4 protein-coding genes are annotated in these 16,629 nt (G+C 62.0%); all 4 read right to left on the reverse strand.

The window, feature by feature from the left end; translation table 11 throughout:
* Position 1: 1 nt before the first annotated feature.
* A complete protein-coding gene (locus tag BVH74_RS03810) occupies positions 2–11,050 on the reverse strand; it encodes a two-partner secretion domain-containing protein (RefSeq protein ID WP_177344509.1) in 11,049 nt (3,682 codons plus the stop codon).
* A 23-nt stretch (positions 11,051–11,073) separates the two neighbouring features.
* Complete coding sequence (locus tag BVH74_RS03815) at positions 11,074–12,768, reverse strand: ShlB/FhaC/HecB family hemolysin secretion/activation protein (RefSeq protein WP_080048785.1); 1,695 nt, start codon at positions 12,766–12,768, stop codon at positions 11,074–11,076.
* Positions 12,769–13,074: 306 nt separating this feature from the next.
* The gene (typA, locus tag BVH74_RS03820; RefSeq protein ID WP_080048786.1) at positions 13,075–14,886 is read right to left on the reverse strand and encodes a translational GTPase TypA; all 1,812 of its coding nucleotides are present in this window, start codon (positions 14,884–14,886) and stop codon (positions 13,075–13,077) included.
* A gap of 193 nt (positions 14,887–15,079) precedes the next feature.
* Positions 15,080–16,537 carry a tRNA uracil 4-sulfurtransferase ThiI gene (thiI, locus tag BVH74_RS03825; RefSeq protein WP_080048787.1) on the reverse strand — a complete coding sequence of 486 codons (1,458 nt, stop codon included), beginning with the start codon at positions 16,535–16,537 and terminating at the stop codon, positions 15,080–15,082.
* Between the last annotated feature and the right edge of the window lie 92 nt (positions 16,538–16,629).

Below are 16,629 nucleotides of genomic sequence, written 5' to 3' on the forward strand. Positions count from 1 at the left end.
TTTACTCCCAGGACTTCCACTGGCCATCTTCATATCTCAACCTATTACCGGTAGTGTCAAAATATTGCTGGGTACTGGTGATGGTGCCCGGTTTGAATCCAGAAGCCGGATCAATAACTCTGGCTTCAACCCCATCCTTGTAGGTAAATTTATAGTACGGCGCACCATGCGTACCGCCACCAGGATGAACTTGGACTTCCTTTATAGTCGGATGCCCTTCAACCGTAAAAGCTTGAGCCTTGCCGGAAGTCCCGGAGAGTGCAGGTTTGGGTACTAGGGTAGCGCCATCCATCTTATATGCTTGTGCTAGGTCATCGACTGAAGCACCCCAAACCTTATCTAGACTTCGCGGTATTCCTGCTTGCGCGGCTAAGTCGTTTCTCAAACCATCACGAGCGATTGCAGAAGTAGCAGGCACTTCAGCCGCTGCAGTTCCTTTTGCACCCTCACCCACCCTTACCACAGCACCCGGCCGGCTAGCCGCTACAAAGTTTAGCGCAAATTCCGTCTTCCATTTCTCTTCAACATAAGCCGCACTCTCATAATCTCCCTGGAGCCGATGCAGGTAGGCCTGCGTTTCTGCATCCTGCTTGGCCTGCAGGAAGTCGCCAATGACACGATCAGGGCTCATGGCTGCCTGCAACAAGGCCTGTGACAGCTCTTCGCTGGTGCCGGTAAAGTCCTCCATCAAGGCAAGCGCCAGCTCATTGAAGCCTTGAACCATTTCAATTACCGCAGCACCGCTGCCGGCAGCCCCGCCCGTTAGCGAGCCCAGCACATCGTACGGCCCCGAGTAATTGAGGTTTTCTTCATAGAATTGCCGCTGCTCGTTGGCAGTGGCTGATAAGCCTCGCAAATACTCTGCGTACATCAGCGGGTCGCTGAAGGCTGCGGCATAATTACTGTGGTAGTTCTGGAGCAGCGTCAGAGTTTCTTCCGGGCTATAAACCCTATTCGGGTCAAACGTGGGTACGTCACCCGTCATTGCCACATCGTAGCCATGCGCCAACGGTGCCAGGGCAATGCCCAGGTGACGCAAAGTCGCCGCATCCAGCTCCACGCCTTGGCTTTCAATCACTGCGCGGTACTGCTCATCCACGAAGTAGGCTTGAGCTTCAGCCAATCGCCGCTCGGCTTCGGCGTGTGTGATACCTAGCTCTTCAGCCAAGTGCTCAGCCTGCTCCTTGATCAGCTTGACTTCTTCCGGGTGCAACTGCCGGTTATACGCCGTGGCGTTCTTCGCCAGCTCAGCCGCCTTGGCATAGTCGCCGCCGGTAACCGTTGCGGCTGCGATGCCGATCAGTTGCGAGACCGCCAGTTCAAGACTCTGGTCACCCTTGATCGTGCCTGATAGCTGTTCTATCAGGGCTTCATTGGCTCCAGCAGCCAGGGCCCCGGTTTTGAAGTCGCCACCGGTGGCTTCGCTGAGCAGGCCGCCCACCACCGCATGCAGGGCGATCTTTTCCGGGCTGCCGTCAGCAAAATTAGCCGAGCCTTCAGCAAAGTCCCCCACGGCATTGAAAGCTGCGGCTTGCAGCAAATGCTGTACTTGACCAGTCAAGGCGGTTTGCAGGTTGTCACTCAGGCTGCCACCCATGATCGCGGTCTGGGTGACGGCCTGTAATGTTCCCTGGGCGCCCAGGTAAGCACCGAACTGGCTCAGCTCCGCCGGGTTACTTAAGTTGAAGCCCTTGGTTGTGCGATTGATATTGTCACCGGTGACACCAAAGGCTTCATCCAGAATGCCCGCCGTCAGGCCGGCGGTGATGGCTGAACTGGCGTAACCTTGCAAGGCATCGCTGCTGGTGATTTCCTTGAGCACAGCCCCCAGGTCACCCCCGTTGTTAATGGCGCTGATGGCTGCGCCACTGGCCGCCGAGGTGATGGCAGCTGTCGCGGCAACATTGGCCCAGCCTGCGGCGGTGCCGGCCGACGCCGCCGCCCAGGCGGTGCCCGCACTGGCCGCAGCACCCGCACCACCAGCAGCAGTACTAGCTACCATGGCGCTAGCCGCCCCCGCCGTGAAATACGCCACCACAATCGCCACCGCCATCGCGGCTGGGCCACCCAGCCCCGAACTGCTGTAACTGAAGCTGTCGTGCAGTTCCTGGACCTGGCGCCAGTCCACGTCGCCGCGCTGTTCCATCTCCTTGAGCCAGCCCAGGTTCGGGTCGGCCTGGACCATGGCGTCGATGGTCTGGCTGATGCTTTGCTGGTTGACTTCTCGGATGTCGATATTCAGGCCTTCGGCGGCCTGGATCGCCAGTTGGCCCTGGGCCAGCAGTTGGCTTTGCAGCAGGGTTTCATCGGTGTTGCCTTTGCCCTTGGCACTCTGCCAGGCCCAACTGCTCTTGCTCTTCTCGTGGCTTTCCTGATGCAGGTCCTTGACGCCTTCGAAGTGAATGGCACCAGCGCTGATCAGTTCCAGGTCGGCGCCGCTGTTCAGTTCGGCGGCCTGGTAGGTTTGGTCGCCGCCGCTGATCAGGCTCAGGTCGCCGCCGGTGCTGATCTCGGTGCCTTGCTGGGTGATGCGGGTGACCTGATCACTACGGAAGGATCTACGCCCAAAGGAGCCTTTGCTTTTCTTCTCGTAGAAGCTGTGATCCAGCTCTTCAGCAGCCAGCAGCGCCAGTTGCTCGCCAGCCACCAGATAGGCTTCGCCTGCGGCTTCGATACGGCTGGCACTGACGATCAGGTCCTGGCCGGCGATAATGGCCACATCACCCCCGACCAGCAGCTCCGTGCCCTGCTGCTCGATCTGGCTGTTCTCCCGGGTGACTTTCTTGTCGCTGCGGCGGTAGCGGTACAGGCTGGTCTGTTCGTTGGCGGCGCTGCTGATCAGTACGTCATTACCGGCTGACAGGGTCAGATCGTCACCCACCTGTACGCGGCTGGCGATCAGGCCCAGGTCCTGGCCGGCGCTCAGCTCCAGACTGCCGCCTATGGCCAGCTCGCTGCCATGCTGGGTGACGCTGATGTTTTCCCAGTGATGACGGCGGTCCTGGCGCAGCAGCTCGCTGCGCTCCTCCACCGCGCCGATCAATAGGTCGTTACCGGCGCTCAGGCGGGCGTCGCCTGCGGCTTCCAGTACCCCGCCCAGGTTCAGCAGGTCACGGCCGGCACTCAGGCTCAGATCACCCGTGGCTTCGATGCGGGCGGCGTTGTCGAGCAGGGTGCCGGCCTGGCGCCAGAGTGTGCTTTCATTCTGGTAGTAGGTGGCGCTGCGTTCGTTGAGGATATCGCCGCCAGCCGCCAGGCTGACATCCCGGCCGGCGATGATGCCGCCGGCACGGTTGCTGATATCGCCATCACTGAGCAAGGCCAGGCGATTGCCGGCCTCGATCAGGCCACTGTTGGCGATGCTGCCGGCCATCACGCCCAGGTCATTGGCGGCCCGCAGGGTGCCCTGGTTGTTCAGTTCACCGCCGCTGATCAGGGTCAGGTCGTTGCCCTGGATCAGTGCGCCATTGGCCATCAACCGGCCTTCGGGCTGGGCCAGGTACAGCACTGGCACCAGCACCCGTTCGCCCATGACCTCGTGCTCTTCCAGCCAGACGATGTCATGCGTCAGCGCCGCTACCTGCTCGGCGCTCAGGCTCACGCCCAGCGCCAGGCCCAGGGCATCCTTGCTGGCCAGGGCGTTGTCCATCAGATAACGGAACATCGCCTCGTCACTGGTCAGCCCGGCCAGGTAGCGCTGGCCGGTGTGGGCCATGACCGCTTCGCGGACCAGGCGCTGTTCGTACAGGCCGTCGCCCAGGCGCTTCTGGGCCTGGTCCGGATCAAAGCCCATGTTCGCCAGCAGGTAGTCCGAGCCCATGAATTGCTTGAGGTCGGTCAGTGCCGGGTTGGTCTCGATCAGGTATTTGTGTGGTTGCGAGCTCTGGGAGGCCGGCAAGCCCTGGACCGGCGGCAGGTACAGGCCGTCTTGCCCTGTGGGGGTGCCTACCTGAACAGTGCTGCCTGCCCCTTGGCCTGCCAGCCCTTGTGTAGCGCTGGCTGTGGGCCCTGCCCCTGTTCCCAACTGTACGCTGCCAGTCTGAACACCCTGAACACTGTCCCGTGCGGGCTCAGTAACCAGCGTGTGTTGCTCCACAGTCCAGCCCTGTTGGGTGGCGCCATCGCTGATCTGGCCATTGCTGCCTTCCTGGCCACTGAGCCGGAACAGGCCGTTCTGGCCGGTCGGCAGGCTGAAGCCGGGCAACGTCAGAGGGTTGACCTGCTGCTGAGCAAGGTCGGGGGGGAGTTGCGGGTTGAGGGTCACAACGACTGGCGTTGCGGCATTGCCAACACGGGTATCGCCCGTTCGGGCATTGCCTACCGCGACCGCCTGGTGCAGTACAACTTCGTTATTCAGGTCACCAGCCACCCGCACCGTAGCAGCTCCGGCCGCCTGAATAATGGCATGGGCGGCAACGCCAGTGGGTGTGACTGTGGTGATGTCACTCACCAGGGTATAGCGCTCCAGTGCTTCAAGCGGCAGCTCTTTGGGTAGTTCCGCATTGTTGTAAGGAACGATATAGGCTGTCCGGAAGCGATGGTCAGTGCCGTCTGTGGTTCGGCCGGTATTCCATGTCCGCTCGCGGGTGGTTTCCGCTTCGGCGGCGCCGATGTTGTCCAGACTCGCGGCCTCGATCAGCAGGTTGCCGCCGGTGGCGATGGTGCTGTAGCGGTTGCTCAGGGCGCCGGTTTCCAGCGCCATGCCGGTGCCGCTGAGCAGCAAGGCGGAAGGGCTGTCCGCCGTTATCTGTGTTGTAAATATTTCCGTGCCGATATAATCAACATTGTGATGATCACCACTACAGTCGTAACAGTGCACCCGCATCTGGCCGTAGGTCTGTTGCTCGGTCAGTTCGAACTGGTCCTTGCGGTTGATCAGGCTCCAGGTGCGGGCCACCAGGTTGCCTGCGGCCTCGATGGTCGCCGAGATATTCTCCAGCAAGGTGCTGCGCTGGTTGGGTTGGCGCCCCTCAATCGAGACATCCCCCAGGCTATACACATCCGCATAGCGGTTGGTGAAGTGGTTGGCGTACAGTCGCATGTCGCCGCCACTGAAGATCAAGCCTTGCTCGTTGAGCAGGGTCTCGGCAGTCAGGGTCAGGTCTGTGGCGCTGCCCAGGGTGCCGTGGTTATTCAGGGTCGCGGCCTGCAGGTTGAGGTCGCCAGCGGCGGTGATACGTCCGTGGTTGAGCAACTGATTGCCAAGGCTGAGCTGCCCATGGCCGCCAGCAGCGATGCTGCCGCTCTCGGACAGGGTCAGACTGGCCGCATTCAGATTCAGGTCACCCAGGCTGGTCAGGCGCCCGCTGCCGCTGTAGCCGCCAGCAAGTGCCAGTGACAAGCTGCCGTCGCTGGCGATCAGCCCGGCATTGCTCCAGTTGCTACCCTGGCCAGTCAGGCCTTCTGAGGCCAGCAATTGACCGTTGGCGGTCTGGGTCAGGTTGCCGATATCCAGGGTCAGATGCCCGGCCTGCACCAGGCCGCTGTTGGTCCAGGTGCTGCCGCTGAGGCTCAGGCCGCCACGGGTAATGATTTCACCACCGGCGCCATTGATCTGGGCCAGGGTCAGGCCCAGCTCACCCTGACCGGTGTGCAACAACCGGCCGCTCTGATTGGCCAGGCTGCCAATGGCCAGGTTGAAGTGCTGGCTGGCAACTTCCAGTACCCCGGACGTATTGTTCAGTTGCCCACCAAGCTGGAAGAAGCTGGTGCCGCCGTTACCTAACGCTCTTAGCTGTCCGTTGCGGTTATCCAGGCTGGCGGCCTGCAACAGCAGTTGGGTGGAGCTTTCGATAATGCCGCTCTGGTTGTTCAGGCCGGCGCTCAGCCCCAGGTCGATATGCCCGGCGCCGATCTGGCCGCCGCGATTGTCGAAGCTGGTGCCGGTGAGCACCAGTTGGTCTTGCGCGTACAGCACCCCGGCCTGGTTGTTGATGGCCCCGGCGCTCAGTTGAGCACTGCCACCCAGCGCATGCAGGCGTCCATTCTGGTTGCTCAGGTTGGTGCTGGCCGCCAATTCCAGTTGCTGGGCCTGGATCAGGCCACCAGTTGCGCTGGCGTCACCATTGTTCAGCCAGCCGCTGAGCTGGGCGCGTACCCAGCCGCTCAGGCTGGCGATCACGCCTTGGCGGTTGTCGAGGTTGTCTGCGGCAATGGCAATGTCGCCTGCCTGGCTGATCAGTTGACCGTCACGGTTGAGCAGGTCGCTATCCAGGGTCAGGCTCAGATCGCCCGCACCTTGCAGGCTGCCACCCTGGTTATCCAACTGGTAGGCCCGGATATCGAGCCCGGCGTCACGACTGAAAATCAGGCCGTCATCGTGATTGGCCAGGGTGCCGGACAGTTGCACAACCAGGGCATCGTTGGCCGCCAGAGTGCCGGCGGCGCTATTGTCCAGGCGCTGGGCGTCAATCACCAGTCCAGCCTGGCTGGCCAGGGTGCCGCCACGGTTATCCAGTTCAGCGGCGCTGATCTCCAGCGGGCCAGTGCTGGCCAGTTGGCCGGCCTGATTGTTCAGGGCGCCACTCAGGGCCAGATCGGTGGTCGCGCCGGAACTGATCCGGCCACCGTTGTTGTCCAGCCCGGTGCCACGTAGTTGCAGGTTCTGGTCGGCCAGTACCAGCCCCTGCTGATTGTTCAGGTGCTGAGCCTCAATGCTCAGCGCCTGACCCGCATCGATCTGGCCGGCGCTATTGTTCAGGCTACCGGTTACCTGAAGCTGCTGGTTGCCAGCGCTGGACAGAATGCCCTGCTGACTGTTGTCGAGGCTGGCGGCGCTGACGGCAAGCTGACCACTGGCTACCAGCGCCCCTTCGGCGCTGTTGAGCAACTGACCACTCAGGCCAACCGTCACGTCACCACTGCGGCTGGACAGCGTACCGGCCTGGCTGTTATCCAGGCTGCCCCCGGTCAGAGCCAACCCCTGCCAGCCTGACAGCAGGCCACCGCGGTTATCGGCCTGACCCAGTGTCAGGCTGAGCCAGTCGCGGCTGATCAGGTGCCCGGCACGGTTATCGAGCAACGCGGCCTTGAGCACCAACGGCCCCTGGCTGACGATCTCGCCACTGCGGTTGTCCAGACTCTGCAGGTTTTCCAGCGTCAGTGGCCCTTGGGCGCTGATCAGGCCGCCCTGGTTATCCAGGCTGCCCTGCTGCAGGTCCAGGGTCAGACCCGCGCCCCCGATCAGGGCGCCACCTGCCTGGCGTAGTTCGCCTGCCAGCAGCTCCAGATCACCCCTGGCGGATACTTCACCACCCTGGCTGGAATCCAGGCTGGAGGTCTGGAGCTGGAGTTGCCCCTGGCTATTGATCAACCCGCCATTGCGGTTGTCCAGCTCGCTGTCGACCTGTACCAGGGCGTCGCCCGCCGCCAGCAGATAACCACCCTGGTTATCGATCCGGCCACTGTGCAGCAACAGGGCACTACCGGCCTGAACCAGGCCCTCGGCGCGGTTGTCCAGCGCATCGCTCACGGTCAGCGCGAGCTGGCCCTGGGCAAACAGCGTACCTTCACGATTATCCAGACTGTCGGCATCAAGGTTGAGCCGGGCGCCGCCAATCAGTCCGCCCAGGTTGTTCAGCAGGCGCTCAATCCCCAGCGTCAGGCCGTTATCGGACAGGATTCGGCCTGCGCTGTTGTCCAGGCTGTGGGCGGTCAGCGCAAAGCTCGCCGCGCTGCTGATTTCCCCACTGCGGTTGCTGACCGCACCCAGGTTGTTCAGCACCAGCAGTTCCGGGGCGCTGATCAGACCAGCATCATTGTTCAGGGCTCCGCCGTTGAGGTTCAGGCTCAGTTGCCGCTGGCTGAACAGCTCGCCGCCTTGTTGCTCAAGGCCCGTCAGGCTGGCGTTCAAACGATCACCGCTGGCAATGCGCCCCTGGCGGTTATCGACCTGACCAGCCTGCAGTTCCAGCCGTTCCAGCCCAACCATCTGGCCCTGCTGGTTGTTGATGTCACCGCTGTCGACCGCCAGCGTGGTATTGGCGCTGAGTCGCCCTGCACTGTTGTCCAGGGTCTGACTGCGCACTGCGATATCGGCATCGCTCAGCACCCGGCCGGCCTGGTTCAGCAGTTGACCCTGGCTGTCCAGTTGCAGGCTTGCGGCGCTGGAGAGGGTGCCCTGACGGTTGTCGATCTGCTGCGCACGCACGCTCAGCGTGCCTTCACTGTTGATCAGCCCGGCCTGATTGATCAGTGCGCCATCCGTTTGTTCACCAGTGGCGTTCAACGTTAGTACCAGACTGGTTTCACTGGCCAGACTGCCGGCGCTGTTATCCAGCAACGCCGCGTTGACATTCAGCCCATCGCGGCCATAGATCAGACCACGGGTACGGTTGAGCAGACGCTCGACCGCCAGGTCCAGATGGCGACCCAGCAGACGCCCTCCCTCGCTGTTGTCCAGTTGTTGGCTGCTGAGCACCAGGTTCTGGCTGCTGGAGATTTCACCCGCGCGATTGTCGATCTCGGCAATATCAAGCAGCAGTTCACCATTGGCTACCAGCAACCCCGCCTGGTTATCCAGGCTCTGACCACTCAGGTTCAGGCGCCCTTCGGCCAGCAATTCACCGCCGGCCTGCCGCAGGCTGACGAACTGGGCGGTGATATCGGCCCGGCTGGCAATCTGGCCCTGCTGGTTGTCGATGTCCCCGGCCTGCAAGGCGAGGCCAGTCTCCGCCAGCAGCCTGCCGCCTTGGTTGTCGAGCGTGCCTGAGAGCTGAATATCCAGGTCTGTGTGGCTGCGCAGCAAGCCATCGGCGCTATTGTCCAGCGTGGCAGCCGCTAGCGTAAGCTGATGCCCTGAGATCCGCCCGCCGCGGTTGTCGAGTTGCCCGGTAATTTGGGTGCTCAAAGCCTGTTCGCTGAGCAACAGGCCTTCGCGGTTGTCCAGTTGGCTGGCCGTCAGGTCAAAGCTTTCCGGGCTGGAAATCTCGCCGCCGCGGTTGCTGACCACGCCCAGGTTGCGTAACAGCAAGGTGCCTGGAGCATTGATCAACCCGTTGTCATTGATCAGTACGCCGCCCTGCAAGTCCAGACTCAGGCGGTCCTGGCTGTAGAGTTCGCCACCCTGCTGGTCCAATCCTGTGGCTTGCATTACCAGCGGCCCGGTGCTGGCGATACGACCAGCACGATTGCCCACCTGCCCGGCACTCAGAGTCAGCCCGCCCAGTGCAATAAGCTGCCCCTGAGTGTTATCCAGAGTGGCGGTGTTCAGGCGTACCGGGCCGTGCGCTTCAATCCGGCCCTGCTGGTTGATCAGGTTGTCGGCTGACAGGCTCAGCTCGCGGCCCAGCAGGCGCCCGCCAGTGCTGTTATCCAGCTCTGCGGCGCTGATCACCAGAGCCTCCTGGGCACTGACAGCACCGCCACGGTTGTCGATCTGGGACACGTCGACCTGCAGGTCAGTATTGGCGGCCAGCAGGCCTGCGCGGTTGTCCAGCGCTTGACCTGTCAGCTCAAGCCGCTGCTCGGCCAGCAGTTTTCCACCCTGATTGTCGAGACTGTCGGCTTGCACACTGAGCTGCTGGCGGCTGGAAATTTCACCGGTACGGTTACTGGCCGCGCCAACATGCGTGAGTTGCAAGTCGCCCTCGGCAAGGATCAAGCCGGCCTCGTTATCCAGCACACCACCACCCAGACCCAGGCGCATATCCCCCTGGCTGAGTAGTTCGCCACCTTGCTGGCTCAGCCCGCCGGACTGCAGCTCAAGCGATCCGACACTGGCGATACGTCCACCGCGGTTATCGACCTGCACGGCTGTCAGCTCCAGATCACCGCCTGTGCTCAGGCGGCCCTGGCTATTGCTAAACTGTCCAGCGCTGATCACTGCATTGCGTTGCGCGACCACCTGCCCATCACGGTTATCCAGGGTGTTTTGAGCGTCCACAGTCAGGTCACGGTTGGCAACCAGCGTGCCCGGGTTGTTTATCCGGGCTGCCTGCAGCGCCAGGTCACCCCGGGCATTGCGGCTACCGTCGGTGTTTACCCCGGCTTCAATATGCCCCTGGTTGCTCAGCGTCCCGTCGGCGCGCAGAACCACGGCGTTCTGGGCGGCGATCAGGCCCTGACTGGTCAGCTCGCTACGGCTGTCCAGCTCCAGCCGGTTACCGGCGTAGAGGTCACCTTGCGCCTCAAGCCCGGCGCTGCGGGCGGTCAACTGGCCGCCCGCCGTGGCATTACCCAGAGTCAGTTTGCCGCTGGCATCGATCTGGATGTCGCCGGCGCTGGCAGCCAGGTCTCCGGCCAGCCGTACGCCAACGCCCTGTTCAGTACCGACCAGACGAATCGCACCGGCGTACATGCCACCCAGGGCCGAGCTGTCGATGGCCAGTTGCGGGGCATCCTGGCTGGTGCCGGATTTGGCCTGGGCTTCCAGGGTCCGGGCATCCACTTCATTACGGCCAGTGATGATATTGAGATTTTGCGCGTGCAGTTCGGCATTGATGCGGGCGCTGCGGGTAATCAGGTCGAACTGGTCGATATTGCTGGCATTGAGGCCGTCCCCCTGGATGCTGATGGTGCCGCGCTCAACGTCGAAGCGGCTCAGCTCGCCCTGTTCAATGATGGGCTTGCCGGTGCTCAGGGTAACCCTGGGGGTGTTGATGAAGCCGCAACCGTCACAACTGATGCCATGCGGGTTGGCGACGATCACCCCGGCGGCCTGGCCAGCCACCTCGGTATAGCCTCTGAGCTGGCTGGGATTGGAGCCGGTCACCTCGTTGAGGATCAGCCCGGCCGCGCCTTTGCTCAGGTTCTGGTTGCCCAGGATGATGCCGCCCAGTTGGGTGGACTGGGTAGCCTGAGTGGCATTGTTGAGGATCAGGCCCTGTTGGCCGACGTTGTATTCATTGAAGCGGTTATGCGACAGCCCCTTGGCATTCGGGGTGGCAATATTCACCACGGGTACGCCATTGCCGGCCTGGCTCAGGTGGGCATTGCCTCCCGCCGCCGCATCCAATGCCAGGTTGGCGCCGAGGCTGACAACCGGATTGATGAACAGGATGCCAGCCAGCATGGCGGCGATGTTCTTGAACAAGGGGCTACGGATATCCATGACATTCATCCCTGACGGTGCGATCAGAACAACAGGTCGACTCGGAAATGGGTGGGGTGTTCGTTGCGGCCAATCGCGTTGGGCCGCTCCAGCGATCGGGCAAGAGTCACACTGGCGGCCAGGTGCTTGCCGCGCAACGACAGCTCCAGCGCCTGGCCGGTCAGGCGCCCGGACTGGCCCGGGTTGTGCCGGCTGGAGCTGATCTGCCCCAGGTCATAGCCCAGGGCTGCGCTGAATTCGTGGAACCAGGGGGTGATGGAGGTCTGCCGCAAGGCGTGCCGCCAGCGCAGGTTGTTGCGCCAGTAAAAGCCGCTGTCTCCGGCCAGCGATTGCTCCTTGAACCCACGGACCGAGGCCAGTCCACCAATACTCATGCGTTGCGGGCTGAACAGGACATCCTCGCTGCGCTGGCCATAGAACAGGCTATCGACGCTCAGCATCTGCCCCCAGAACTGAAAAGGCTGAAGATAGCTGGCGGTCAGCGTGTATTTGTTATAGCGGGCCACCGGCTGGCTCCCTCGGGGGCTGCCATTACTTTGCGCATCGAAGGCACCAATACCGCGCTGCCAACCCAGGTCGATGTTGGTAAAGGCATTCCCCAGCCGACGTCCATGATTGATGCCCAGCTGCAACTCACTGAGTCGATGACTCGATGCATCCAGGCGGGTGTTTTCGATGTAGTTGCGGGTACGCAGGTGAGCCAGACCAAGACCCAGGCCGGTCTTGCTGGTGTTGTCACGATGCAGGAGACGGTCGGCATTGAACTGGTGACGCTTGCTTTCGCCATCGCTGGCGAAACTGAATCCGGCCGCCTGATTGCGCGTGCGGTAATAACTCTGGCTATAGCTGTAGCCGAAAGTCCACCAGCCAAAGGGCAGACCATAGAACAGGCTCTGGTTGGCCGAGTGGCGCCAGCGGTCACTGACGGTATCGCCACCGCCACGCAGTCGCAGTTGATCCGCCAGGCCCAGGGGGCTGTCCCATAACAGGGCCACCTCCCACTGCTGTTCGCCGGTGCTGCGCTGGCCATCATTGTGACGGGCGAGACTGGCCTGCCAGGGCTTGCTGCGCTGGCCCTGCAGGCTCACCCGGCTACCACCGACTTCATCTCCGGGCAGCAGTTCCAACTGCACCTGGCGTGAGGGCAAACGGCCGAGTTGATCAACCAGTTGCTCCAGCTCCCGCAGGTTGAGCCGTTCACCCGGCTGCCCAGGAAAGGCCATGAACAGTTCCCTGTCGCTGGCCAGTTCGGAGCTGTCCAGCCCCTCCAGCAGCCCTTCGATGACCATGATTTCCAACACACCGTCACTGAGGTCCTGCTCCGGGAGGTACGCCCGGGTAGTGACATACCCCCGATCCAGGTAATAGCTGGTGATCACCCTGAGCAGTTCATTGAGTTGCACGGTGCCAAGACATTGGCCAAGGAAGCTCGCCAGCTCGCGGCGCTGCTCTGCAACGGACAACAGCTCGGCGCCAGACAGGCGAATTTCGTGAATATCGAAACAGAAGGGTGCCGGTTCGTGCGGCACAGGCTCCAGCGAGGGACGTTCGCCAGGCAGGCGTTGCAGCTCTTCCAGGCGGCGGCGCTGCTCTTCCAGCAAACGCTCCTGGCGCTCGTGAATCAGGTCTCTGTCCGCTGGCAGGCTTTGCGCCATTGCCGGCAATGCGCCACCCAGCGCAACAGCAGTCAACAGTAATACCGATTTCAGGTACATCATTCTCCATCCCTGGCAACAGCGAGTTAACTGCCGCGCATTATCCCTAGCGGGCGCATTCATGCAATTCAATTGATGGCACTATGCCAAGAGTGTCACATTAATAGCGCGGCATAATACTGGCGCCTGATCACTGACGCAACCTTCCCAGGAGGCGGGAGCATCCGCTCCCGCGCAGACCATCGAGCAGCGCTGATCTTGAGCAGATGCTCAAGATTCCCAAAAAGCCCTAGCCTCCAGCTCAAACACCAAGGCACAAAAAAGCCCCGCCAGATCGCTCTGGCGGGGCTTTTTGTTCAGCAGGCCGACTTAGCCCTTGCTGGCACGCTTGCGCTGGTTCTCGTCGAGAATTTTCTTGCGCAGACGGATCGACTTAGGTGTGACTTCAACCAGTTCGTCGTCATCGATAAACTCCAGCGCCTGCTCCAGGGTGAACTTCAGCGCCGGGGTCAGTTGCACGGTGTCGTCCTTGCCAGAAGCGCGCATGTTGTCGAGCTTCTTGGCCTTGGTCGGGTTGATCACCAGGTCGTTGTCGCGGCTGTGGATACCACACAGCTGGCCTTCGTAGATCTCGTCGCCCGGCGACAGGAACAGCTTGCCGCGCTCCTGCAGGGTTTCCAGCGAGTAGGTCAGTGCGGTACCGGTAGCCATCGACACCAGTACGCCGTTCTGGCGGTTGGTGACTTCACCGGCCTTGATCGGCCCGTAGTGGCTGAAGGTGCTGGTCAGAATGCCGGTGCCCGAGGTCATGGTCAGGAAGGCGTTACGGAAGCCGATCAGGCCACGCGCCGGGATGGTGTATTCCAGGCGGATACGACCCTTGCCATCGGGGATCATGTTGGTCATGTCGCCCTTGCGCAGACCCATCTGTTCCATCACCGGACCCTGATGCTGCTCTTCGATGTCGATGGTGACGTTCTCGTAGGGCTCCTGCTTCTCGCCATCGACCTCAATGATCACCACTTCCGGACGGCCAACGGCCATCTCGAAGCCTTCGCGGCGCATGGTTTCGATCAGTACCGACAGGTGCAGTTCGCCACGACCGGAGACCTTGAACTTGTCCGGGCTGCCGGTATCTTCGACGCGCAGGGCGACGTTGTGCAGCAGCTCTTTCTCCAGACGCTCCTTGATGTTGCGGCTGGTAACAAACTTGCCTTCCTTGCCGGCGAACGGTGAGTCGTTGACCTGGAAGGTCATGCTCACGGTCGGCTGGTCAACGGTCAGCGGCGGCAGGGCCTCAACGGCGTTCTGGTCGCACAGGGTATCGGAGATAAACAGCTCGTCCATGCCGCTGACGCAGACGATATCACCGGCTTCGGCGCTTTCGACCTCAACCCGCTGCAGACCGTGGTGGCCCATGATCTTGAGGATACGACCGTTGCGCTTCTTGCCGTCGGCACCGATGGCGGTAACCGGCGAGTTGGCCTTGATCCGGCCACGGGCGATACGGCCAATGCCGATAACGCCAAGGAAGCTGTTGTAGTCGAGCTGGGAGACTTGCATCTGGAACGGACCGTCCAGATCAACGCTGGGCGCCGGCACATGGTCGACGATGGCCTGGAACAGGGCGTCCATGTTGTCATCCATGGCTTCATGGTCAAGGCCGGCGATGCCGTTCAGGGCGCTGGCGTAGACAATCGGGAAGTCCAGTTGCTCGTCGGTCGCGCCAAGATTGTCGAACAGGTCGAAAATCTGATCAATGACCCAGTCCGGACGGGCGCCGGGACGGTCGATCTTGTTGACTACCACGATCGGACGCAGGCCGGCCTTGAACGCCTTCTGGGTGACGAAACGGGTCTGCGGCATGGGGCCGTCCTGGGCGTCGACCACCAGCAGTACCGAGTCGACCATGCTCATCACGCGCTCTACCTCGCCACCGAAGTCGGCGTGGCCGGGGGTGTCGACGATGTTGATGTTGTAGCCGTTCCACTTCAGGGCGGTGTTCTTGGCCAGGATGGTAATACCGCGCTCCTTTTCCTGGTCGTTGGAGTCCATCACCCGCTCGCCTTCGGCTTCCTTGCGATCCAGGGTGCCAGACAGCTTGAGCAGCTTGTCAACCAGTGTGGTCTTGCCGTGGTCAACGTGGGCGATGATGGCGATGTTGCGGAGATTCTCGATCACTGTGAACGTCCTGATGGCGCGGCCGATGGCCCGCGGAAAGAAAAAAGAGGCGGGCATTATACAGACCTGGACATGACAGTGTATGTTTTTTGTGCAGCGACCGGATGGATTGCCACGCCGCTATGCGGCTCGCAATGGCGAAGTGCAGTACAGCGGCGCTCCGCTGCGCGCTCGCAATGACGACTGGCGAGCCTCAGCTCTTGGCTGGCCGCAGCACCCGTACATGGCCGTGCCCGGAGTCGAGCAGATTCTGCGCGTGCATCTGGCTCATCACGCCCTTGTCGCAGTACAGCAGATAGATTCGCGCCGGGTCGAGCCTGGGGAACTGGCTGCTCAGTTCAAAGAACGGAATGGCCTTGACCTCGACATCGGGCAACACCAGCGGGCTGAGTTCCTGCTCGTCGGGGTGACGGATGTCGATCACCACCTGACCAGCCAGCGCCTGACTGACGACCTCGACATCGGCGATGCCTTCCATCGGCTCGCCAAGCTGGTCGCAATCGGTAGAGCGTGCCTGGGCAACCGCCGCATCGAGCACACTGAAGTCGAACTTGGCTTCGGCCTCTTCAACCCGGGCCCGGGTGGTATAGATGGCCGGGCTGACCGAGATCACCCCGCAGTACTCGGGAATGCTGCTGCTCAGCGCGTCAGTCCCGATTCGCCGGGCGGTGTTGATGATCTCGACCTTGCTGGTCGCGATCAGCGGCCGCAGTACCAGCCGTTCAATCGCCCGGTCGATCACCGCCAGATTCGGCAGAGTCTGGCTGGCCACCTGGGCGATCGCCTCGCCGGTCACCAGCGCATGGAAACCCAGTTGGCTGGCGACCTGATCGGCGGCGCGCAGCATCATTCGCTTGAGCACCACGCCCATCTGACTGTCATCGACATTCTTGAGGATTTCCGCCACTACGCCCTCGAACGGCACGCTGATGAAGCGCAACCGGTGGCTGGAAGCATAACGCTGCCAGAGGTGATGGGCGATCTGCCGCACGCCCAGCTCGTGGGCCCGTCCGCCCATGTTGAAGAAGATGAAGTGCGGCAACAGTCCGCGCTGCAACATCTGGTAGCTGGCCACGGTGGAGTCAAAGCCGCCGGACATCAGGCTCAACACCGGCTCCATGGTCCCCAGCGGGAAACCGCCCATGCCTTCATGCCGGGCCTGAATCAGGAACACCCGATCATGGCGAATCTCGACCCGCACCCAGACATCCGGCGATTTGAGCGATACCCCGGCCGCACCACAGCGCTCGAACAGCTCGCCGCCGAGATAGGCCGCAACATCCTGGGAACTGAACCCATGGTGCCCCACACGCTTGCAACGCACCCCGAACACCTTGCCGCGCAATTGCTCGGCGTGCACCAGAACGCAGCGCTCGGCCAACTCTTCCAGGCTGGTCAGCGGGTAATCGTGAACCTCGAGGATATGCGAGATGCCCGGCGTGTGCTGCAGACAGTCGATCACCCGCGCTTGCAGTTGCGGATTCTGACCGGTGCTGACCTCCAGGCTGTCCCAGGTGCCGTTGACCCGGGCCTCGGGATCGATGCGCGGTAGCAACACCCGCAGATTGCCCTTGAGCTGGCGCACGAAGCGCTTGCGCACCGGCTTGGTCTTGATGGTGATCTCGGAGAAAAATTTGATGATCAATTTCATGGGAAAGATGCAGGCTGCGCAAAAGCGGCGCATTATACCCCGGCCCGGCGCCGGCTGCAGGATAACCGACGACGAGCATTCGCACCATTTTG

It is taken from the genome of Halopseudomonas phragmitis (assembly GCF_002056295.1).
GTDB lineage: Bacteria > Pseudomonadota > Gammaproteobacteria > Pseudomonadales > Pseudomonadaceae > Halopseudomonas > Halopseudomonas phragmitis.